At 37.6% G+C, this 22,854-nt stretch carries 18 protein-coding genes and 2 pseudogenes; 4 read left to right on the plus strand and 16 right to left on the minus strand.

Annotated features, from left to right (window positions below; genetic code table 11):
* Positions 1 to 47: 47 nt before the first annotated feature.
* The 4 genes from BDR01S_RS15010 to BDR01S_RS15025 all read right to left on the minus strand — a co-directional run bounded on the left by BDR01S_RS15010 (position 48) and on the right by BDR01S_RS15025 (position 5,201).
* Complete coding sequence (locus BDR01S_RS15010; RefSeq protein ID WP_066254255.1) at positions 48 to 1,547, minus strand: NCS1 family nucleobase:cation symporter-1; 1,500 nt, start codon at positions 1,545 to 1,547, stop codon at positions 48 to 50.
* A 263-nt stretch (positions 1,548 to 1,810) separates the two neighbouring features.
* Positions 1,811 to 3,193 carry a dihydropyrimidinase gene (hydA, locus tag BDR01S_RS15015; RefSeq protein WP_066254253.1) on the minus strand — a complete coding sequence of 461 codons (1,383 nt, stop codon included), beginning with the start codon at positions 3,191 to 3,193 and terminating at the stop codon, positions 1,811 to 1,813.
* A 121-nt stretch (positions 3,194 to 3,314) separates the two neighbouring features.
* Positions 3,315 to 4,205, minus strand: coding sequence for a nitrilase-related carbon-nitrogen hydrolase (locus BDR01S_RS15020; protein WP_066254251.1), 891 nt, complete (start codon positions 4,203 to 4,205; stop codon positions 3,315 to 3,317).
* Positions 4,206 to 4,598: 393 nt separating this feature from the next.
* A complete protein-coding gene (locus tag BDR01S_RS15025) occupies positions 4,599 to 5,201 on the minus strand; it encodes a TetR/AcrR family transcriptional regulator (protein WP_066254249.1) in 603 nt (200 codons plus the stop codon).
* A gap of 636 nt (positions 5,202 to 5,837) precedes the next feature.
* Between BDR01S_RS15025 and BDR01S_RS26745 the strand changes: the two genes are divergently transcribed.
* Positions 5,838 to 6,029, plus strand: coding sequence for a hypothetical protein (locus BDR01S_RS26745; protein ID WP_157406182.1), 192 nt, complete (start codon positions 5,838 to 5,840; stop codon positions 6,027 to 6,029).
* A 180-nt stretch (positions 6,030 to 6,209) separates the two neighbouring features.
* On the opposite strand, the pseudogene BDR01S_RS26285 reads toward BDR01S_RS26745, so the two are convergent.
* From BDR01S_RS26285 to BDR01S_RS15050, 6 genes and pseudogenes are all read right to left on the minus strand, one after another.
* Positions 6,210 to 6,305, minus strand: a pseudogene (locus tag BDR01S_RS26285) (aldo/keto reductase); the annotation flags it as partial.
* Between the two features lie 146 nt (positions 6,306 to 6,451).
* On the minus strand, positions 6,452 to 7,393 hold the full coding sequence (locus BDR01S_RS15030; RefSeq protein ID WP_066254246.1) for a sugar ABC transporter substrate-binding protein: 942 nt from the start codon (positions 7,391 to 7,393) through the stop codon (positions 6,452 to 6,454).
* A 37-nt stretch (positions 7,394 to 7,430) separates the two neighbouring features.
* On the minus strand, positions 7,431 to 9,494 hold the full coding sequence (locus BDR01S_RS15035) for a PAS domain S-box protein (RefSeq protein ID WP_066363225.1): 2,064 nt from the start codon (positions 9,492 to 9,494) through the stop codon (positions 7,431 to 7,433).
* A complete protein-coding gene (locus BDR01S_RS15040) occupies positions 9,436 to 10,245 on the minus strand; it encodes a CheR family methyltransferase (RefSeq protein ID WP_268874684.1) in 810 nt (269 codons plus the stop codon). The genes BDR01S_RS15035 and BDR01S_RS15040 overlap by 59 nt, the downstream gene beginning before the upstream one ends.
* 54 nt (positions 10,246 to 10,299) lie before the next feature.
* Complete coding sequence (locus tag BDR01S_RS15045; RefSeq protein ID WP_066254240.1) at positions 10,300 to 13,041, minus strand: ATP-binding protein; 2,742 nt, start codon at positions 13,039 to 13,041, stop codon at positions 10,300 to 10,302.
* Positions 13,042 to 13,434: 393 nt separating this feature from the next.
* A complete protein-coding gene (locus BDR01S_RS15050; RefSeq protein ID WP_066254237.1) occupies positions 13,435 to 14,328 on the minus strand; it encodes a LysR family transcriptional regulator in 894 nt (297 codons plus the stop codon).
* Positions 14,329 to 14,467: 139 nt separating this feature from the next.
* Between BDR01S_RS15050 and BDR01S_RS15055 the strand changes: the two genes are divergently transcribed.
* On the plus strand, positions 14,468 to 15,526 hold the full coding sequence (locus tag BDR01S_RS15055) for a YeiH family protein (protein ID WP_235846577.1): 1,059 nt from the start codon (positions 14,468 to 14,470) through the stop codon (positions 15,524 to 15,526).
* Here BDR01S_RS15055 and BDR01S_RS26685 read toward each other — a convergent pair.
* From BDR01S_RS26685 to BDR01S_RS15070, 4 genes and pseudogenes are all read right to left on the minus strand, one after another.
* Positions 15,521 to 15,619, minus strand: a pseudogene (locus BDR01S_RS26685) (multicopper oxidase domain-containing protein); the annotation flags it as partial. The gene BDR01S_RS15055 and the pseudogene BDR01S_RS26685 overlap by 6 nt on opposite strands.
* 107 nt (positions 15,620 to 15,726) lie before the next feature.
* Positions 15,727 to 16,623 carry an aldose 1-epimerase family protein gene (locus BDR01S_RS15060; RefSeq protein WP_235846578.1) on the minus strand — a complete coding sequence of 299 codons (897 nt, stop codon included), beginning with the start codon at positions 16,621 to 16,623 and terminating at the stop codon, positions 15,727 to 15,729.
* 97 nt (positions 16,624 to 16,720) lie between these two features.
* Positions 16,721 to 17,146, minus strand: coding sequence for a universal stress protein (locus BDR01S_RS15065; RefSeq protein ID WP_066254232.1), 426 nt, complete (start codon positions 17,144 to 17,146; stop codon positions 16,721 to 16,723).
* Between the two features lie 36 nt (positions 17,147 to 17,182).
* The gene (locus BDR01S_RS15070) at positions 17,183 to 18,397 is read right to left on the minus strand and encodes an MFS transporter (RefSeq protein WP_066254229.1); all 1,215 of its coding nucleotides are present in this window, start codon (positions 18,395 to 18,397) and stop codon (positions 17,183 to 17,185) included.
* 111 nt (positions 18,398 to 18,508) lie between these two features.
* Here BDR01S_RS15070 and BDR01S_RS15075 point away from each other — a divergent pair, with 111 nt between their 5' ends.
* Positions 18,509 to 19,381: a LysR family transcriptional regulator gene (locus tag BDR01S_RS15075; RefSeq protein ID WP_066254227.1), complete on the plus strand. Its 873-nt coding sequence runs from the start codon at positions 18,509 to 18,511 to the stop codon at positions 19,379 to 19,381.
* Positions 19,382 to 19,632: 251 nt separating this feature from the next.
* Here BDR01S_RS15075 and BDR01S_RS15080 read toward each other — a convergent pair whose 3' ends face one another.
* Positions 19,633 to 20,004 (minus strand): cupin domain-containing protein, encoded by a 372-nt coding sequence (locus BDR01S_RS15080; protein ID WP_235846579.1) that lies wholly within the window; start codon positions 20,002 to 20,004, stop codon positions 19,633 to 19,635.
* Positions 20,005 to 20,057: 53 nt separating this feature from the next.
* On the opposite strand from BDR01S_RS15080, the gene BDR01S_RS15085 reads away from it, so the two are divergent.
* Positions 20,058 to 21,200 (plus strand): UDP-N-acetylmuramoyl-tripeptide--D-alanyl-D-alanine ligase, encoded by a 1,143-nt coding sequence (locus tag BDR01S_RS15085; RefSeq protein WP_066254223.1) that lies wholly within the window; start codon positions 20,058 to 20,060, stop codon positions 21,198 to 21,200.
* A gap of 478 nt (positions 21,201 to 21,678) precedes the next feature.
* On the opposite strand, the gene BDR01S_RS15090 is transcribed toward BDR01S_RS15085, so the two are convergent.
* On the minus strand, positions 21,679 to 22,665 hold the full coding sequence (locus tag BDR01S_RS15090) for a DUF4179 domain-containing protein (RefSeq protein ID WP_066254220.1): 987 nt from the start codon (positions 22,663 to 22,665) through the stop codon (positions 21,679 to 21,681).
* Positions 22,666 to 22,854: the final 189 nt, after the last annotated feature.

Below are 22,854 nucleotides of genomic sequence, written 5' to 3' on the forward strand. Positions count from 1 at the left end.
AATGCTTTGTTTATTTTTTAAAAACAGGAATTTGTGGAAAGGACGATTTAGGATATTCCGGTTTCTTGGTCAATTTGTTTGGTAATCTGGGAATATTCCTCGTCTGATAAAATTGATTTTTCACCTTTCATCAGTAGCCAGTAGCCAAAGAACCCTCCCAACAAACCGAACAACCACCCACCGCTCCATAAGAAATGAAGATCAGGTACAATTAAGCCCATAATTACAATTAACCAACCAATCAATAATGCATAAATTGCTCTTACATTGAAACCATTTGCGTAATCGTATCGCCCATTCACCGTATAGAGCTGGAGAAGGTCCAATTTACAGGATCGTACAAGCCAATAGTCGGCGATGGCTATTCCATCAAAAGGTCCAAGCAAAATCCCTAGGATTCCAAGCCAGTTAAAAATGTAGTTACTAAAGTTGGCCAAGACATACCAAGGTTGCATAAACAGTGCAAGAAGGCCCGTAATTACTGCGCCGACCGCAAAAGTAATCCTGCGTGGCCAAAGATTTTCAAAGGCACGAGCCGGAGCCATTACATTAGCACTGACATTTATGGTGACGGATGAAAGAATGACAATGGTACCGGCGATAATGACAATAGGCGTTGGAAACTTCACAATCAAATCAATTGGATTCCATAACGCTTGCCCATATATAATTACGGTTGCGGATGTCACCGCAATTCCTACGAATGAGAAAATGGCCATGATCAACGGCATGGAGAAAACTTGACCGAGTGTTTGCCCTTTTTGGGTTTTGGCATAGCGTGTATAGTCTGGGATGTTCAATGCCATAGTTGCCCATAGAGCGATTACACCGATGACAGACGGATAAAAAATCTTCCAGAACTGAGCACCGTGGATTTTTGCAGGGGCTGACAGCATGTGTGCAAAACCACCGGCATTTGAGGCTGCCCAAATCAATAGTGCTAGGAACCCTACAACAAATACTGGAGCGCTATATGCGGTCAATTTGCCGATGGCTTGTGGTCCACGCATCGCAATCAGCACGTTTATCAACCAAAAAATAACAAAAGATATAATGAGATGAGCGCCCATAGAACTCCACGAGTGGATCACTCTCCCAAGAATCGTGTCTAAGGCCTGGCCGCCGAACCAGGAATTAATCCCGAACCAGCCTGCGCCAATAATGGCTCGTGCCATTGCTGGAATATGGGCTCCTTTAGTCCCAAACCATAAACGAGCAAACACCGGATAAGGAATTCCGAACTTAGTTCCAGCATGTGACATAAGTAAGATTGGAACCAATACAATGCAACTACCAAGAAAAACGGTGAGAACCGCTTCCCACCAGTTCATGCCTAGTGCGATCATCCCACTGGCCGCCGAATAGATAGGCAAGCATATAGTCATACTTATCCACAATAAAGCGAATTTCGTACCAGACCAGGAATGTTCTTCTTTCGTGCATGGCCGCAAGTCATCGTTCCACATGGACTGGTTACTACTGGCTACTTGAACTGCCTGGTCGGTAAGAACTATCACGTCACCCTCAACAATTTGTGTAGTTGCCATCTTAATCACTCCTATTTCATAAAATAGTAAACGGGATTTTCGTATAAACAGCGGCAAAGTGAACTATTCACACGGGTCGGACTTTTCACCATTCACTTTGCACCGCTTTTCGTTTCTTTGAATCCGCTTTCAATCAAGGGGAACTAAATTTATCGCTCTTTAGACAATAGTAGATGTGTTATTGTAGTGGGGCTGTGTAGAGTGCAAAATGTTTTAGGAGATGTTTGAATTGAAATAGTAGTGATGGCTTGTGGATCATAGACTTAAACTTGAAAGCGACTCCGTTTTATATACCTACCATTACCGGGTTTACCTACAAACTGTTTATCACGGATAACATATTCGCCACGTGAAAGAACCGAAATAGGCTCACCAACCAGCTTCATCCCCTCAAGTGAATTATAATCAACATTCATATGATGAGTGCTAGCGGAAATTATACGTTCAGAATTCGGGTCAAAGATAACAATGTCTGCATCGCTTCCAGGTGCAATCGTTCCTTTATTCGGGAACATTCCAAAAAGCTTTGCGGCATTTGTAGATACCAAGCTAACAAATTCATTAAGAGTAATCCGACCTTTTTTAACACCTTCTGAAAATAAAACACTAAACCGATCTTCAATTGAAGGTCCACCATTGGGGATTTTTGTAAAATCGCCTATCCCCCGATCCTTTTGTCCCTTAAAGTCAAAAGGAGCATGATCTGAGCCGATGGTTTGTAACTGGCCGTTTTTTAATGCATTCCATAAAGACTCTTGATGATGCTTTTTCCTCAATGGTGGGGACCAAACATATTTTGCTCCTTCGAAGTCCGGTTTTTCCAGATAGGATTCATCAAGAACTAAGTACTGAGGACAAGTTTCACCCCACACTCTGAAGCCACCATTCCGTGCTTTGGCAATTTCTTCAACCGCTTCCTTACAAGTAACATGAACTACATATAATTGGGAATTAGCAATGGCGGTAAGTTTTGCGGCTCTACCTGTTGCTTCTCCTTCTACTTCAGGAGGCCGAGTTAAGGCATGATAGATTGGGTCTGTACGTCCCTCTTTTATTGCCTCGTTAACAAGATAATCGATGACATCCCCATTTTCCGCGTGTACCATAACAAGCGCACCGTGTTTTCTAGCTTCAACTAGTGTACGGAATAACGTTTCATCATCTGCTTGTAATGTATTTTTGTACGCCATAAATATTTTAAACGATGAGATGCCCTCTTCATTTATTACAGTAGGTAATTCCTTTAAGACATCATCATTTACTTCACCAATCATTAGATGGAAACCAAAATCAATAACAGCCTTTTCATCTGCTTTTCGATGCCATTCTTGAATAGCACTATTGAGAGATTTTCCTTTCTCGGTGATACAAAAATCGATGATGGTCGTCGTGCCGCCATAAGCTGCGGCAATCGTTCCAGTTTCAAAATCATCCTTAGTAAACGTACCAGCGAAAGGCATATCCAAATGGGTGTGAGGGTCGATTCCACCTGGAAATACATAACAACCTTTAGCATTAATTATTTCAGCATTGTTTTCATTTAATTCATTACCTATTGTTTTAATCTTTCCGTTTTCAATTAGAATATCGGCTCTATAAATATCTTCGGCTGTTACAACTGTTCCATTTTTTATAATTTTCTTCATTGTCATTCCCCTTCAATAAAAAAGTGAATAGATTTTAACAAATCTAGTAGCTTAAAACCGAATTAGCAATCATAGAACCAATTTAGATACCAAGAACTAAACTATTAGCTCTGATATCTAATTAATTATGAAATAGACTTTCAATCTCACTATACAATTCTGGCCGTCGGTCACGGTAGAATTGCCATATGTTACGCACTTCTCTTATCACTCTTCTATCCATTTCCCCAATAACAATCTCATCGTTATTACGGCTCCCAATGGCAATAATATTACCTCTTGGGTCTGCCAAATAAGATTGACCATAAAATTCGCCTATATTCCAAGGCCCTTCCACTCCTACACGGTTTATTGCCCCAATATAATAACCATTTGCCACTGCATGAGCCGGCTGTTCAAGTTTCCATAGATGATCGGATAATCCAGTTATTGTGGCGGATGGATTAAATACAATTTCTGCTCCCTTTAACCCTAGTATTCTTGCCCCTTCAGGGAAATGGCGATCATAACAAATATAGACTCCTACTTTACCAAACGCTGTATTAAATACTGGATATCCGAGATTACCAGGCTTAAAATAGTATTTTTCAAACATACCTTTCCCTTTATCATCCAATGTCACATGCGGAATATGTGTTTTTCGATATTTTCCTAAGTATGACCCATCCGCGTCAATGACTGCTGCTGTGTTATAATAATTCGATATCCCATCTCGTTCATAAACGGGTAGCACAATGACTACCTCAAGCTCCTTTGCCAAGTCTTGAAACAATTTTGTAGTCGGGCCATTTGGCACTTCTTCGGCTGCATCATACCATTTTTGATTTTGTTCAGCACAAAAATAAGGGCCATTGAAAATTTCTTGCAAGCAAATCATTTTTGCACCAGCTTTTTGCGCCTCACGTATCAGTTTTATATGCTTGGCAATTGCCCACTCTTTATGACTTTTAATATCTTCGCTACCATCTACATCGTGAGTTGCTTGAATTAGTCCTATTTTTACTTTATCCATCCTATTCACTCTTCCTTTCAATTGCATTCTTCATCTAACCACTGTAAGTTGCATTAGGTAACCACAATTAGCACAAAAGAGGAAACTTAATATAAATAAATTAAATATTCAGATATATAAGTATACACTTTAATCTTCTTACTTTCTTTTTAATCCGAATGTTTCTTGTGCCCTTTAGTTCAAAGTTAATTGCCCTCCTGCTTTGAATTCATAGATAGAATGAAATTAAACTTTTAAAACATCCAAACACCTCCTTAAGCACTTTGCTTCTAAGGTTTCAAATTTATCTCTTGGCATCGTTTCAAGGTCCTCGTTCCAATACAATGTCCACCCCAATTGCATCTCTCCATTCAGGTCGTAATCATTCAATCCTGAATCATAGAAATCTTCTTTTTAGCAATTCTCTTTATTTCTCAGTCCTAGCCCGTTTATTAAAAGTAAAAAATATTTATCCGTTATATTCTGAAGTGTTAAAGGCCTATCAGCTCGATACCAATACGTCACTCCCGTACACATATTAAGTATGGCATATGCAATTAATTTTGTGTTTAATGGTTCAATCTGGTCATTACTTATTGCATTTTCTAAAATTTTTACATATATCGATTCGTATTGATCACGTAATCCCAAAATATGTTGAAACATTTCACCCTCGAGTCCTCGTAATTCATTATCAGTTACCCATGCTGCTTTTTGATGATTACCATGAAAAAAGATGTGGAAGTGAATAGCTGACCTTAATTGCGCCAAAGGATCTTCGCGAGACTCAATTTCCATTTGTACCCCATCGATAAGTTTCCGCATTACGTGCTCCATTATAAAAAATAGTAATTCTGATTTGCCTGTAAAATAGTTATAAAGATTAGAGACCGTAATTCCTAGATGTTTTGCAATTTCCCTCATCCCGGTTGCATGGTAACCATTCTTATAGAATAGGTCAATCGCCGTATCTACAATTTTGCCTTTGGTATTTGAATCGAAAAGTTCTTTAGTCATATTCGTTCCTCTCTGAACGATTGTTCGTTTTAATATATTTATAGTTGACTAAAATCAAATTAAGAACTGCCCCTCGTAAAATTTTTTTGCCCTATTCAATATTTTCCGAATGCCACCCTTACATATTTTAAAAACTTCTGTGTCGCAGGTTAGATTATTTGTCTATCTCCGGCATTTGTTTATTGCAAAATAAAAGTAGAGGTTTTGAAAAGAATTTGTGCAGAATATATTCACCACAAGCAAGAAAAGAGTATATGCGGTTCTTCCCATTTCCTTTTGTTTACCATGGATAATGGAAAAAAGTACCAGGTACTACCAAAAGTTTGGAAGGTGCCTGGCACTTTTTTCTATATCGCTTAGCTCAATGGGGGTCTGCCCTCTAGCATAATAAAGGGTCACGTTATAAATTGAGCGATGCTTTTTTCATACTAATGATTCTGATCCCCAGTTTTGTCAAGCAATACAGCATTGGGGACTGACTCCAAAACACGAACACGGAGCTTTTGTTCATCATTTTCTTTTTTTAGTTTATAGGTTATAATTATATTAATATGGCATAGAATAAAAAAGACCAAACATGTTGGGACATGTTCGGTCAATGCAATAGCAGATTCCCATCAAGGGGATTAGCATTGAATGAGTAATCCACCCCGGTCGCTAAACTCAAGGGTGGATTATTTTTTATGGTTAAATGACAGAATTGCTACGACTAGGCTTGCAAATGCAATCGAAATCATTATAGCTTCAAATACTGTCATTCAGCATCACCCCCTTTCTGCTGGGAATGTGCTGACCACCCTTGAGAAATCTTATTCTATTGCACTTTAATTATATCATTTTTACCCAAAAGAGAACAAATGTTTCCTTGTTTCCTTGTTTCCTTGACTGTATAAAATCAACTAATAAAGACTCGTGTTTTACCCTTAAATAAATGATCCAACTTCCCTAGTTATTTCCATCTATTCAAAGTCTAGATTATATGTTTCTAGTTGTATTAAAACATTATTGACTCCAGGATTTCGTTGCAATGTTATTTTCTTCATGCCATTTTCTTTGTGTTGCTTGATTGAAAAATGAGCGTAATTCGATTTGGTTTATACTTGGTTTCCCAACTTAATTCAAAAAATAGTTTACATACTGAAAAAGCACTTACATAGGATCGACGACGCGAAAAGCCAATGATTCTAACACAATCATTGGCTTTTTCATTCTCTTATTAAGAAAATTTTTTAGTAAATTCCAATAGGTACTTACTCCACTATTTTCTTATAAAAATCTAATCTATCATGGGCATTCTCTTTGATGATAATATCTACACCACTGTCCACGAATTTATCGACATTTTGTCCCTTTGCCACTTTCATGGCGGTTTCAACGCTTAAATATCCCATATCATAAGGATTTTGAGCCATGGTACCAGGAAGGGTTTCATTTGCAATGAACTCAACCATATCGGTAAGACCATCTGGCCCAATCACAGGGATCAAGAGTCCTTGTTCCTCTAACTCCTTAATTACCGCTATCGCGATCGTGTCATGTGTGGTCACGATACCCTTAATATCAGGCTGGTCATGCATAAGCTTAATTATCTCATGTTGAATCGTTTGGGGATCATCCGGTAGACCTGTTTTAATAAAGGCGATTTTGATTCCTGCATTTTTTAAAGAAATGGTAGCACCACTAATCCGCTCCCTAAAAACGGGGAAAGTCAAATCTCCTCCGAGAATAGCAATCTTATTACCTGGTTGTAGCTGCGAGGCTAAAAAGGCTCCTGCTTTTTTACCTAAATCGAGATTATTGGTTCCGATATACGCTGTTTTGTTCTTAATTGGAAGATCGGTATCTACCAGTAAAATCGGAACATCCGTAAACGTTTCTAATGTTGGGCTTACAGATGAATTGATCGGTGCCGTAATGATCACATCTGGCTTTTCTTTGTACGTCTTTATTAATAATTGTGACTGTTTTTTCGTGGTTGAATCATTAGGAACAATCACCTTTCCATCGATGCCAAAGTCTTTAAACCCTTTTTCCATTCCAGCTTTCATGATTTCCCAATATTGGGAGTCTCCTTTTTTTAACACAACGACCACAGTCGGCTTTTTTACAGCAAAGGTTACGGAAATAAAACCTAGAACAACGACAGATATGACTGCACCAATAACCAAATTAATTTTCCTTTTCTTCCACACGAAATCCTTCCCCCTCCCTCTGTGTTGAAGAATAAACCTACGCGTTGATTAAGCTGGGAATGAGCTGAAATCGAGCAGAGAAGGTCGTCCCTTTCTCACCCGTTTCAATGTCAATTTGAGCATCATGCCGTTTGGCTACACTGTAACAAATGGCTAACCCCAAACCTGTTCCTGTTTCCTTTGTGGTAAAGAAAGGTGTCCCTATTTTTGATAATATTTCTGGGCTGATTCCCTGGCCTTCATCTTTTATTTGGAGAACCACTGTCTCCTTGTCCTTATAGGTTTTAATCGTCAAATTTCCATTAGAAGTCATCGCATCCAGCCCATTTAAGGCCATATTCAAGATGAATTGGCGAATTTCTTTTTCGTCCAGGGAGATGTCAGGACATTCTCCTAATTCAAGCTTAAGTTGTTTATTTGAACGAAATGCTTCCGCTTGAATCAAAGGAGATAAAGCTTCAATAATGGCGTTCAAGTTTTGCTGCTTTTTGACACTAATTTTATTTTTAGCTAGATTCAAAAATTCGGTGATAATAGAGTTGGCCCTGTTCAATTCCTCCAGCATTAAATCGATGATATCTGGAGATAAATTATCGACATTATTCCTTGATAGTTGTAAAAATCCTTGAACGGTTGTCATCGGGTTTCTGATCTCATGGGCAATACCCGCTGCCATCTCGCCGATTAAATTTAAGCGGTCCAGTCGATACATTTCATTCTCTAGGTGTACCCTGTCAGTAATATCGGTTAATACAACCAGCATACATGGTTCGGAATGGATATCAATCAACTCAGTAGATAATAAACCTGATCGAATTTCCTCGTTTTTCGTCCCATATTTGATTTTCTTGTTTCTTATCGTTTGATTTAGATCAATAAACGTCTCCGTTACTTCATCAATAAAATTCTTACTATCTATTTTTTGATGGATCAATTCATCACAGCTAAAACCTATATATTTTGTCCAGCTAGCATTGACTTCAATAAAAGATAGATCCTTCTGAGATAAAATCGCCATTAAGCAAGGGCTGGAGTCAAAGATTTTTCGAAACCTCTCTTGGGTGTGGAACAGATGGTCGGCAATTTTTTTTCGTTCTTCAATTTCTGTTTGCAGTTTCTCGTTTGACTTGATCAACTCGATCGTCCGCTTTTCGACGATATGTTCCAAATCATGAAATCTCTGTTTTTTCACTTCTTCCATTTGCTTTCTTTGTGTTACATCACGTATGGTACAAACAAAAATCTGTTCCTCCTCAATGATGGTTGATGCAATTAACAGATCCGCATAGAAGCAGCTTTTATTCTTATGACAAGCAACTACTTCAATAATCTTTCCTACCGATTGTCTAATGGTTGAAAGGAATGAGGAAGAATCACTTAACACTTCATCCTCCCATTTAGGAAAAAGCTTCAGAACATGCTTTTCGACTAATTCCTTTTCCTGGTACCCAAACATGCACTTTGCGGCAGGATTCACAGAAAGAATCGAACCTTGATTATCAAACGTCACAATGGTATCGGTTATCGTTTCACTTATGGCTTTTGATAATGCCTCGGTCCGACGTAAATTTAGGGTGGTTCTATCCAGCTCTTTGTTGACTTTATTCAGCTCAAGCAAACGTCCTAGATCCGTCTGAATGATATTTTCTTGATGATTTTGATGGATTTTTACAAACTGTTCAATCTTCTTTTTCAATGTTTCCGGATGAAAGGGTTTAAAAATATAATCGATCGCACCTACGGAGTATCCTTGATGAACATGTTCCATTTCTTGATTAATCGCTGTGATAAAAATAATCGGGATGTTTTTTGTTTTTTCTCTTGCCTTTATAAGCTTGGCCGTATCAAAGCCATTTAGTCCAGGCATTTGAACGTCTAGTAATATTACTGCAAAATCATGTTGAAGCATGCATTTTAACGCTTCTTTTCCTGAATGGGCACTAATTAGATTATAGCTTGGTGAAGTGAGTACAGCTGCTAATGCCAGCAGGTTTTCTGGATGATCATCCACCATTAAAATATTCACCTTTTGAGGAAGTTTATTATTTAACTTTTCGATAGATTCTTTCGGTCCCATCAAATTCTCCGTAACAGTCTTCATAACGTGTAAATTTAACCCCCTCTCTTTTTCCTAAGCCAAGAAAACCTGAGGTGCTTAGGCTTTCGTATATTAATTGATGAACATCATTTTGAAGGATCTTATTAAAATAGATGAGAACATTTCGGCAGATAATCATATCAAACTCGTTAAAAGAATGGTCTGAGACCACATTATGCTGGGCAAAAACTATATTTTTCTGAAGAAATGGGTGGAAACAAACCTTATCGTCCATGGCTTTATAATATTCAGAAAAGGCCTGTTTTCCTCCTGCTTCCATATAGTTTTTGGTATAGAGCTTCATCCCAGCTAACGGAAAGGTACCTTGTTTTGCTTTTTCAAGAATATTCTTATTAATATCGGTGGCATAAATTCTTGTTTTATCATAAAGCCCTTCTTCATGAAGGAGGATTGCCATTGAATACACTTCCTCACCTGAAGAACATCCAACATGCCAAATCTTAATCGAAGGGTTATCTTTTAGTAAAGGGATCACTTTTGTCCGAATACTCTTAAAAAAAGGTGGATCCCGGAACATCTCGGTAACATTGATGGAAAAGTCAGAAAGGACACTCGCCATCACACCAGGGTCACGAAGGATTTTTTCCTGCAGGGCCGATATACTTGATAGTCTCTCAATCTGAATGCGATGGTTAATCCTTCTTTGGATGAAAGGAGAGGCATAGTTTCTAAAATCATAGCCATAATATCGAAACATAGCCTCAAGTAATAAATCGATTTCAATCCTCTCGATTTCTTCATCCTGTACTAGATTACAAGATTCATGCGATTTTACCTGTGCGATTTTCTAGCCCTCCTTCGTAAACAGCCAAACTTGCATCAATGAGAATAGCTGTTCTAAGTTAATCGGCTTGCTAATATAATCGGATGCTCCTGCCTCCAGGCATTCTTCTTTGCTGTGTTTCATCGCCTTTGCTGTTAGGGCAATGATTGGTATAGTTTCAAAGATTCTTATCTTACGAATATGTTGGATTGCCTCAAACCCATCCATCTCCGGCATCATAATATCCATTAAAATCAGGTCGGTATTCGGATGGTCCTTTAAAACTTCCAAGGCTTCCCTTCCGTTTTCTGCCACTAGGATGTCCATATCATGATTTTCAAGCGCAATCGTTAACGCATATACATTTCGGATATCATCATCAACGATAAGAACTTTCTTATTTTTCAGGATCGATTTCCCATGTTTGAGCATTGGCTCTTCCTTGAAAACTTGATCATTCGTATCTACCAAATAGTTCGCTTCCAAACTGACCGCTGCTTCCGTTCGAGCCGTAGATCGTTGTCCTATTTTGTTTTTGATTTGACCGAATGGCAAATATAATGTAAATGTACTACCCTTTCCGATTTCACTTGAAACTTCAATAAACCCGCCCAATAAATGAGCAATTTCCCGACAAATCGATAGACCTAATCCCGTACCGCCATATTTCCGGCTAGTCGTACCATCTGCTTGCCTGAAAGCATCAAAAATCGTCTCTTGTTTTTCATTTTCAATGCCAATACCGGTATCAATGACGGAAAAAGCAAGCATCCGTTCGACCTGATGTTCTTCCCCCATGTTTTTCATGACTTGGCGAATTTGTAAGGAGACCCTGCCACTTTCCGTGAATTTAAACGCATTGGAAAGGAGATTTTTTAAAATTTGCTGTAATCGTTGTTCATCGGTTATGAAAGTCGTTGGCAATTGGCTTTCCTTTTCGATTGTAAAATGAACATTCTTCTGATTGGCGATCGGTGAGAATTGATGATAAATAAAATCACTTACCTCATTTAGGTTGACTTCTGTTGAAATCACATCTAGTTTTCCAGACTCTACTTTTGCCAAATCTAATATGTCATTAATTAAGTTCAATAAATCATTACCGGACGTGTAAATGGTTTTCATGTATTCCTGTTGCTTAGCGGTCAGATTCCCTTCTCCATTTTCAGAGAGGATTTGTGCCAGAATGAGCAAACTATTCAAAGGCGTTCTTAGTTCATGGGACATATTTGCTAGAAACTCAGATTTATATCGAGAACTAATCTCGAGCTGCTGTGCTTTTTCTTCAAGCGCTGCACTGACCTCCTGTATTTCAAAGTTCCTCTGTTTAGAAGCTTCATACTGTTCCTCTAGTTTTTCATTTGTCGTCCTTAACTCCTCCTGCTGCATTTGGAGTTCCTCTGATTGCGCTTGCAGTTCTTCTGTCAGGGCTTGTGATTCTTGCAATAGCTTTTCTACCTTCATGTGGTTGATAATACTATTGATCTTAATCCCTAAATTGTTATTCACTTCTTCAAGCAGCTTTATTTGTAATGGGGTTAACGTCTCAAAAGAGGCAATTTCAATCACCGCCACAACTTGGTCTTCAAATAATACTGGTAAAATCATAATCGCCTTAGGAGAAGCTTCTCCCAGACCTGAACTGATTTTTAGATAATCGTCGGGAATTTGGTTTAAATGGATGGGACGCTTTAAAAGTGCACATTGCCCAATTAATCCCTCCCCTAAACGAAATTGCTTTCGTTCCTGCTCGAAATCATTTGAGGCAAAGGAAGACATTCTTGTTAAATAGTGGTCACTTTTTTCCACTTCCTTTAAATAAAAGACGCCGTGGCTCGCTCCTACCATAGGTACTAGCTTTGTGATTAGCATACTGGCCAGCATTTCCACATTTTCCACTATTGGATACAAGGTGGCAATTTCAGCAATTTTTGTATTCAGCCAGCTCAGCTCTTCTGCTTCTTCTTTTAATTGTTTCTCGATACTGCTATGTTTCTCAAGTGCATTAGCCATTTTATTAAAGGCCACAGCGATTTCACTTAGTTCCCCTTTTGTGGTAATCTCAATACGCGGCAATGTATCAAAATCACTGGCCGTTGCCTGTTTCATCACTTCTGTTACTTTGTTAAGGTTGTTGCTGGTGCTTTTTATAATCCATATGGCAAAACCTATACCAAGGATTAAGCCGATTACAAGGTAAATATAAATATTTTCAACTGCCCAATTATAAGTATCCTTTGAACGTAACAGTTCATTCTTCATCGCTTGTTCTTGTAAGCCATGAAGCAGTTCTGTCATTTGAAACATTCTTTGACTTAAAGTTTCAGATTCAGTCCAAAAGGTTGCCGTAAGTTCAGCGTTAGGATTGATTTTCCTCTCCGTCACCGCTTGCTCACCCATATTTCGGTATGATTCATGTAAGAGTTTTAATTTACTAATGAGTTCCTGAGATTTTTCTTGGGTGTCCTTTTTCTCCAGTGATTCCATCGCCATTTGTAAATTTGAATTTGAATTTTCCCATGCATTCAACGAGTCTGAATGGATTGCCTTTCCACGTTCTTTCAACATGATATTTAATTCTTTTGTTATGGTTGAAGTCTCTTCTTTCATCGTGGAAGCAATTTCGATTCTCTCATTTAAATCATTAATTATAACGTTCATTTTTACTGTCGATTGTTCCAGCATGTTCATTAATATCATAACGATAATCGTAATGAACAAAAGTAATGATCCTATGCTCGTATAGAGCTTCGTTCGAAATTTCATAAATCCTCCTCATTTGCTTTATCCAATGGATCATAATGGTAGATTCCTTCATTAAATAAACTAGTAAAAATTTTCTCATTCTTTCATCATACTTTAAATTCCATAGAATCGTCTATATGATATTCTTTGAAGAATTAAACAAGCAACTGTTCCCCGTAAAATAAAACACTCACAAATATTGATATATCAACATTTGTGAGTGTTTAACGTTTTTAAATATTACTTGATTTAAAGATAACAGTGAGAAACAAACCTTCACAGACATATTGCCTTAGGCTTACCGTCCATAAATGATGCTATAGTGTAGATTATATTCTCTCAAAATATAAAAAGTACAGAGATGAGTTCCTCAGTACCTTTGTTTGTATCTTCAAAATATATAAGGTATTTTTATTAAATTATATCGTATCCTTCTTGATCTCTTAAAAGATTAATAAAGATTTCTGATGCTTTTGTTTGAAATTTTGTGGATGGAGTAACAAGTAAGAACTTACGAAAAATAGGAAATCCCTTGATCTTTAAGGTATGCAGCTTTTGAAGTTTCAATTCTTTGTGAATAACCCAGTGTGATAGAAGTGATACACCCAGTCCCGCTTCAACTGATTCCTTAATAATCTGTGTACTCCCGAACTCCATTATATCCTTGGGATTGAATTGAAATTTCTCAAACATTCCCTCCGTTGCTTCCCTTGTACCTGACCCCTGTTCCCTTACAATCCATGTCTCTTCTTGTAAAGCTGTTAGTGTCAAATCCTTCTGCTTTACTGAAGGATGTTTTGCAGAGACAATGATATACATGAAATCCTCCGCAATAGCCTCAATATTAAGCTTTTTACTTTTTATTTCCCCTTCCACAATTCCTAAATCAATTTGGTTGCTATTCACCAGTTCTTCAATCTCATGCGTATTGCCAATTGTTATGGTTGGTTTAATTAAGGGGTATTGTTCTCGTAGCCTTGCAATGATGTGTGGTAGAACATACTCGCCAAAAGTATAACTTGCCCCAATTGATAGACCTCCGGTTGCTGTATTCGTTAGATCATCTACCAAATTTTGCATTTTCGTGTATAGCCCTAGAATCTCTTTTGCATGATGATAAACAATTTCCCCAGCTTTATTTAAGCGGACATACTTATTGCTCCGATTTAAGAGTTTTGTCCCAACAGTACGTTCAAGTAGTTGAATATATTGGCTTACGGCTGGCTGAGTCATGTGTAAGGCTTCTGCCGCTCTGGAAAAATTTTGCTTATCAGCAACAGTGACAAAAACGAGTAGCTGCTGATCCATTATTTCACTTCCTTTTTTTTAACTGCAACTGCGTTTTAATTATATGTGTTTACTTATCATTATTATCATTATAATTTATTTTTCTTATGATAAAAACAAACGTATGATAATCTTGTAAAAATAAAGGGAGTGAAGCAAAATGCAAAATGAAATGGTTAAACCAATCGAAAGTAAAATAGAAACTCGTCAAATAAAATTCAAACACGCATTTCTATCTTCTGCTCCATTATGGTTTGCTGGTATTTTCTTTACTTTTATCATTGCTATCCTAGGATTTGGTTTAGCGAAAGTTCCGGGAATTAATCACGTAGGACCATTAGCTAGTGCAATCATTATTGCTGTGATATATCGTCAAATTTTTGGTTATCCGGAAAAAATCCGTTCGGGTATCCAATTTTCAGCTAAAAAACTATTACGATATGCAATTATCTTATACGGTTTAAAATTAAATATTGATGTCGTCTTCCACCAAGGAATGGGATTACTTGTTCGTGATATTGGAACCATTATCTTTTCCATCTTTTTAACGATATGGCTAGCCCAAAAAATTAAAGCTGATTTTTCTTTGTCCCTACTACTGGGAATCGGTACGGGAGTATGCGGTGCAGCAGCTATTGCCGCAGTTTCACCAATACTGAAGGTAAAAGAAGAGGATACCGCAATAGGAGCAGGAATCATCGCCCTTGTTGGTACATTATTTTCAATGGGCTATATTCTTTTAAAACCATTTTTGCATTTAACGAAAAACCATTATGGTATATGGACTGGAATAAGCTTGCATGAAATTGCCCACGTTGCTTTAGCCGCGGCACCGGCAGGACAGGAGGCTTTAGCAATTGCACTTTTAGCAAAATTAGGGCGAGTTTTCCTTCTCGTTCCCCTAAGTTTTATCCTTATGTATTGGATGAAACGTACAGGGAGAATCCAATCCGATATGAAAATTGAGTTTCCTTGGTTTTTAATTGGATTTTTGATTATGAGCCTAATCGGAAGTTATGTTCTGGGAAAATTAATTAATGTTCCACCAACTATCTTGAATGATACATCCAATTTAACGACCTTACTGTTAACAATGGCTATGGTCGGGCTAGGGTTAAATGTAAACCTGCAAGAATTGTGTTCAAAAGCACTACGTCCATTTATCGCTATGTTAATAACGTCTATACTATTATCAATCATTACGTTTTTTACACTATAAATGCACATATTGACAAGGTGATAGATTATTCAATCGCGCAATATGACAATGAAAAGGCCATATACCAGGATTATTGGCTTTAAATAAGACAACTCAGGTTTCACCAGCAGCAACTAGTATTGTAATTTTTAAAAGTCATAATGAAAGATTATGGCGTATATGATGTTCATGTTCATGTAGAGCCAAATTATGGTTTAAATTCATTTAAACTTCATTTTGTACTCAGCCTGGAATGATTCTCTTGGTTTCAGGATATTGATTCCAAATTTCCCCTTCAAATTTCCTGTTGTATGATATGTATCAGCAATTCCGTACCATGGTTCAATGCAAACAAACGGAGCCATCTTGCCATTTGTGTCCATATATTTCGACCAAATTCCAACAAACGGAAAGTCTTCGAAGATTACTTCTACACCATGATTAGACTTATTTGATGCCAGTGTAATTTGATCAATATTGCTATAAACAATAGCATCTTGAGCAAATAGAGAGCTAGTGAGTTGAATCGTTGATAGTTCATTAGCCATCCCTTTTTCATGAATAAGAGAATTCTTAAGCTCATATTGCATCAAAGTCTTATTTGCTGCAGGAATAAAGTGTAAACTGTAATCCTCAATGGTTTCGTTTTCTACTAGCGGTAGCCTAAATGCAGGATGGGCACCAATTGAAAAATACATCTCTTCTTTGTTTGAATTTACGACTTCCCATTGAACAACGATTGAGTCCTCATTGAGGCTATAACGAATAATCACTTTAAAATCATAAGGATAAACATGAAGGAAGCGTCCGCTAGACTCGTAACTAAACGAAATGTCTGATGTTGTCTGCTCTTCTACCTCAAATACAACGTCACGCAAAAAGCCATGTTGCGACATCTCGTAGGTCTTGCCGTCGAGTTGATATCGGTCTTCCTTTAAACGCCCAACAATCGGAAATAAGACCGGAGAAACGCGACCCCAGTAGGTCTTGTCCCCAGTCCACATATAATCTAATCCATTTTTCTTATGCATTACTTTACGTACTTCTGCGCCTTTGTTACTGATTTCAACCTTCAACCAATCATTTTCAATGTCCATCATAATTTTAATTTCCCTCATTTCTGATACGCATTGTTACCTTTTATTATCCCTAAAATCTCTACAATCATGATGATCGTGCCATAATTATCAAATCAAGCGCAGGATGTTTTTTCTATTACTTGATGATCAATACAGGACAATGCGATAGCTGGGAAACTTTCTGACTAACACTTCCAAGCATTAACCCTTTAATATTTCCTAACCCCCTGCTCCCCATGATGATGAGCTGATAATTGCCTTCCTCTGCCTTTTTGACAATTTGAATGGCCGGTTCTCCCATCACATAATGTGTTTCTATTTCGATCCCTTCTTGTTCTGCAAAAGAAACCGCGCGATCTAATAAATCCATGCTTTTATTTCTCTGTTCCGAATAGACCTTATCAATCGTTGCAATCGGCATCCCATTACTAATATTGATATTTTTATCTACATGGATCAAGCCAATTTTAGAATATCTTTCCTTAGCAAAATTGAATGCCGACTTTAATGCTTTTTCACTCATTTTAGAACCATCAATTGCCACAAGAATTCGATTGAACATAAGATCCTCTCCATTTTACAAAAAAGATAGTTTTTATTATTTTGTAGAAGAATTTACTTCTACGGACGAAACAGTTAATTTTGACGATGCAACCTTTTTTCCATGCAAGAAATAGTGTAATGGTAAACAAAGGACGACGATTATACCAAGAACGATGTATAATCCATCGTATCCTATCGAAGGAACAAAAAATCCTTGGATAAAAGGCCCCATTCCTAATCCGATATCCGTCAGAATGAAAAATGTCGAAGTTGCTAATCCAACACGATGAGCAGGTGCAGATTGGATGGCAACAGTCTGAGCGCTAGACATATAAGTTCCATATCCAAAACCGACTAGTGCACCAGCAATCAATAAAATAATACTTACATGTGATTGACTAAGAACAAATAGGCCAATGAATAATGAAATAATCGCCGGATACATGATGAAATTTGGTCCCTTCCGATCAAACATACGACCAGAATAGGGTCTTGTTACGAGGACCGCAGCCGCATAAACGACAAAGAAGAAACTGGCAGCTGATGTGATCTGATTCTCAATCGCAAAGAACGAAAGAAATGATAAAATTCCGGAATAGCAGAAAGCAGTAACCGTTGCAACAAGTGTAATCGGCACAGATTTTTTCTCAATAAAATTCGATACTTTAAACCCTTTTAATTCCGCCTTTTGCTCTTCTGTTAAGGTAATTTCTTTCACTTTTATTATAAATGATAAAACTAAACTGATCACAATACAGATTAAACAAAAAGCAAATATCATGTTAAATTGAAAACGTTGTTGTATAAATATACCAATAAAAGGTCCAATGGCCGTTGCCAATGTCATACTTAAAGCAAAGTATCCTATTCCCTCTCCACCTCTGCCTTTTGGAATTACTTGCGCTACAACTGTTCCTAAAACAGTACCAGCAAGTCCAAATGCAAAGCCATGGAACAACCGGTTCGCGATGAGCATTCCAAAACTATCTACTCCAAAATAGAAAATAGCTGAAATCACCATAATGATAATCCCTGTTATGAGAAGTTTTTTTCTCCCCAATCGATCAAGATATTTACCGCCAATGATTCTCCCCACAAGCGCTCCAATCACAAATATACTGGAAGCCAATCCTGCTTGACTTTCAGTTGCACCAAATTTATTAACAGCAAATACGGAAATAGTTACCATTAATAAATAAAATGTTAACATGAGAAAGAAATTTGTTACTAAAATACCGATATAATCTTTTGTCCATAACTTTTCTTTCATTATTTAAACCCCTTTTTTCAATTTATTTAAGATGAACATAGGTTTTATGTTACAATACCGCTATTGATAAATAAAATGAATGTTATTTATAAAGGGGATAAGTAATTAGTTATGCCAACGATTAATCAATTTGAAATATTTGTAAAGGTCATTGATGAAGGAAGTTTTACAAAAGCTGCACAATCCTTGCATATGTCGCAGCCAGCTGTCAGCCATGCGATTGCTACTTTAGAATCAGAGCTAGCCGTTACATTATTAGTACGGGAGCGGGGGAAAGATTTAATTGTAACGGACATAGGGAAACGAGTCCTATACCAAATAAGGAATATCCTGAATAGTCTTGAAAAAATTGAACAGGAGGTCTCTCTGGAAAAAGGATACATCACCGGAACCATTCGGATTGCCACTTTCCCAAGTGTAACTGCTCATTTTTTACCAAAGATTATTCGTACCTTTCAACAAAAACGACCAAATGTGTCGCTGACTTTTAAGGAGGGGTCACAAGAGGAAATCAAGGAATGGTTAACATCTCGGGAAATTGATATTGGCTTTGTCGTTCTACCGTGCGATCATTTAGATACGATACCTCTTGTAAAGGATCGCTATCTTGTGATGCTGCCTGATCGTCATCCCTTGCTAAAGAATCCATCTGTTTGTCTTTCGGATTTGGAAAACGAACCTTTTGTTATTTCAACTGCCGGATATGAGGCACCTATTATCGACCACATGAGGAAACAAAAAATGACGGTAAATGAGAAATATAATACATCTAATCTAAATACATCATTAGCTATGATTAAAGAAGGATTAGGGGTGCTTATCCTGCCTGAGCTCTCATTGAAAAATCTTTCTTTTCCGAAATCAAACATCCGGCCATTAGAAACAAACCTTCACAGACATATTGCCTTAGGCTTACCTTCCATAAAGGATGCTTCTCGTGTCGTCCAATTATTTATTCAAATCACGAAAGAACTATTTGAATAGAAATATGGTGCCGGACTAACTGCGCAAACAAATGAATATGGATTCTTTTATTATGTGACGTACTGGTCAAAGGGCGTCAATTTTTACAATAACTAAACGAACAATCGTCCACAAAACGAACAATCGTAAGCACTTACAATTGTTCAATCGGTGGACGATTTTTGAGATCCTCTAACAACCGTACAATCCATTACAAACTTTTTGATACTCTTCCTTTTGTTCACATTCAAAGATAGCATTCCAATGCATCACTAATTTTCGATTCTTCCATTGATAGAACTTAGTCTGGAAGTTGCTTGTAAGCTAATTTCATATTTGAGCAGGTGAAAATGGGAAACATACTCTGAAGTTAATAGAAAGAAAATGCTATTAAAAAGCCTGCGCTGGCCCTCAAAGTTCACGGATAGTTCCTTGTCAGTGATTTGTTCATCGGACTCAAACGTACTTTTGTAGTACCCTCCTTCTGGATGACGAGCAAGTCCTACCTTGGACACCCAGTTATGCACTTCATTCATATTCATAACAGCAATCATTCCTTTTCCCTTAATCTGCGCCAATTCGAAAGAACTATTAAGTTCTGTTAATCCGTCACCAATATATTTCCCCTGCATAAAATGGTACAAGCATTTCTGGTTAATAGCTAGGAATCCAATCCAAAAAGAAAGGGGGCATAATAATGGATGAAACAAATAAGAACCGGCCAATTATAGCTATTACAGGAAGCGCAGGTAAAACCACTACCAAAGAGCTGATTGCCAGTATTTTAAAAACACGGATGGAAATTTTTAAAAGCATACAGAATCTAAACCTTTCCATCTTTACGAAGCATTATGCTAATGCTATTACGCCTGACCATGAAGCGATTGTGTTAGAATACGGATTGCAGTATCCAGGAGAGATCAAAAAACACTGTAGTATTATTCAGCCCAATATTTCTGTAATTACAAATATTGGGTCTGCGCATGTTGGGAATTTTAAAAGTAATATCATTGAATTGGCTAAAGCTAAATCAGAAATTATTGAAGGAATGGACCCTCTCGGGAGCTTATATATAAACGCTGATGATGCTAATTCAAAGTTACTGCTTACGGATTCATTTAAAGGTACGATTAGAACAGTCGGGATCGAAAAAAAAGCCAATTATCGGGCCCGCCATATTCATTACACTGATACTGGAATGACCTTTCAGGTTAAAATTAAGGGTAAGATGTACGGTTTTACGATACCTGTTTACGGTATTCATAACATTTACAATGCTTTATACGCAATCGCTGTAACCCATCCGTTGGGTTTTTCTCCTGAAGAAATGCAGCAAGGATTTAACAATTCAAGAAGGATACTTAAAAAGAATAGGAGGTTAAGTTTATATCCTATTTGGGATAATATTCAAATCATTGATGATACATTTAGCGCCAACCCTCAAGCGGTGAAAGCAGCCCTTGATGTGCTGGAGAATCTCGGAAAGCAATACAATATAGCTGTCCTCGCAGACATGCTGGAATTGGGGAAATACACCGTAGATGGTCATAAGGAAGTCGGGATATATATAGCGAAAAAAAAGGTTGATCTCCTTTATACCTTTGGCGACTATGCCCAGTCCATTGCTCATGGGGCAATTGAGTCCGGATTTCCTGAGGATAAAGTATTCCATTTCAGTAATATTGAGGATTTAAATACAACACTTCTAAACACTCTTTTACCGGGGTCCACCGTTCTCGTCAAAGGATCACATGCGCTTAAAATGAATAGGACTGTCAAATTTCTGCGTTCATATTATAAACAAATGAAAGCTGAAGAAAAACAAAAAGCGGAGGAGTAGGAAAAAGAAATCATAGTTTCCAATTTTGTTATACTCACTTATAAAATCATCCTTATCCCTATCTAATGAAAAAACTTATTTATAGATCATGTTCCTATGTGACTGTAACCAAAGGAATTTAATAACTCAGGTCACGTATTGAGGTTCTACGTGACCGATACTTTTCAATAAGATCATAGATTGTGGCTTCATCATCGATTTTAAAATGTTAGGTATATTCATAATGGTTCCACCTCTTAAGAAAGCTAGATGAGTGTTTTGGTCATGATAAAGTCCGTTTGTTCTTCATCCCCCATATAAAAAGAGTAGGTCCTCTTATTTCTTGAAGTTTGTGTAAATCTTCAAGGGTGCACCTTTTTAAATTTATAGTCATTTAAAACTGTCGCTCCTTTATATAATCAATCGTTTCTTTTATTTTTATTTTTACAAATTCCCACACATGAAAAACTGCCCCTAAAACTTGAGGCAGCTTCCTATTTTATCTTAAGTTAATTTTTAAATCGCCCACTTGAAGGACGCAGTTCTGGCGGTCTTTGACTGGAGTGAAGTAGAGGACGTATTGGTCACGCGGTCCGTCTGCTTCCGCCTTGCTGAAGATTGGGTCGGCCATTTTGCCGGCTGAATTCAAGAATACACCAGACTTTTTGTAATCGACAGTATATCCTTTATCTTTATCAGTTTTTCTGGCATTTAAGAGTTGCAATTGGAGTTTGCTGAACACATCGTAGGCGACACCATTTTCGATATGTGGTTTAATGTCCGTGCCAGTGACGACCACCCTTGTTTCAAGTGGCGAAAATTCCACTCGCCTTACTTGATAGGTTTCATTTTTAAATGTAAATTCTTTACTCACATCAAAGGTTTCGCGTCCACCAACCGCTTCTTTCGAGAGCTTGAAATCAAGTGGCCAAACGGTTTCTACACGGCTTGCCCCATTTTTTCCATGAATGGTCAAGTCTTTCAATTTTAAATGGACTTCATCCCCTTGGAACGTGCTGATGGATTCGAACGAGAGCGCTTCTGCCACTTTGTTCGCCTTCTTATCGTAATAACGGCTGCCCCAGCCGATATTTTTCAATTTCTTTACCTCCTCATTGCCTACCACTAAGTTCATGGAAGTAAAGCCTTCAAAAAGATCAAGGTAATAGTTTTTCAAATTAGTTTTCTTGCTTTCATAGGTAACCAAAAGCTTGGCTTCCTTGTCATCCATCAGGATACTATTAAAATGAACGGTAATATCATGATCTTTATCATAGTACGTTTTGTTGATTTCTTGGCCCATTCCATTTGTAAGGGCGGATTTTAATCCACTATCATCGATATGTTCGCTCGAGAAAATTTTATCGTAAACGTTTTGGATTGCCGCTCTTACTGGTGAAAAAGTCAGGGAAGATGCAGCAATCAAACAGGCAGCAGCCGTAAGTAATACCCTTCTTGAAGAAGATTTTTTCTCTCTTATGGTCATAGAAATGTCTCCGAATTAGTCAATTTTTTATTCAACTCATCCCATCCATCAGGGACCTGCTTTTCCAAAGCATGGTCTAAATGCTTCATAATTTTTTACGTTCCATCCAAAAATTCCCTCCTTACTGGGTCAGGCACCTGCTGAAAAATAAAGCACATCACTTTTTTAATAGTGGTGTGCTTTGTCTCT

This window comes from Neobacillus drentensis NBRC 102427 (assembly GCF_001591445.1).
Classification (GTDB): Bacteria; Bacillota; Bacilli; order Bacillales; family Cytobacillaceae; genus Neobacillus; species Neobacillus drentensis.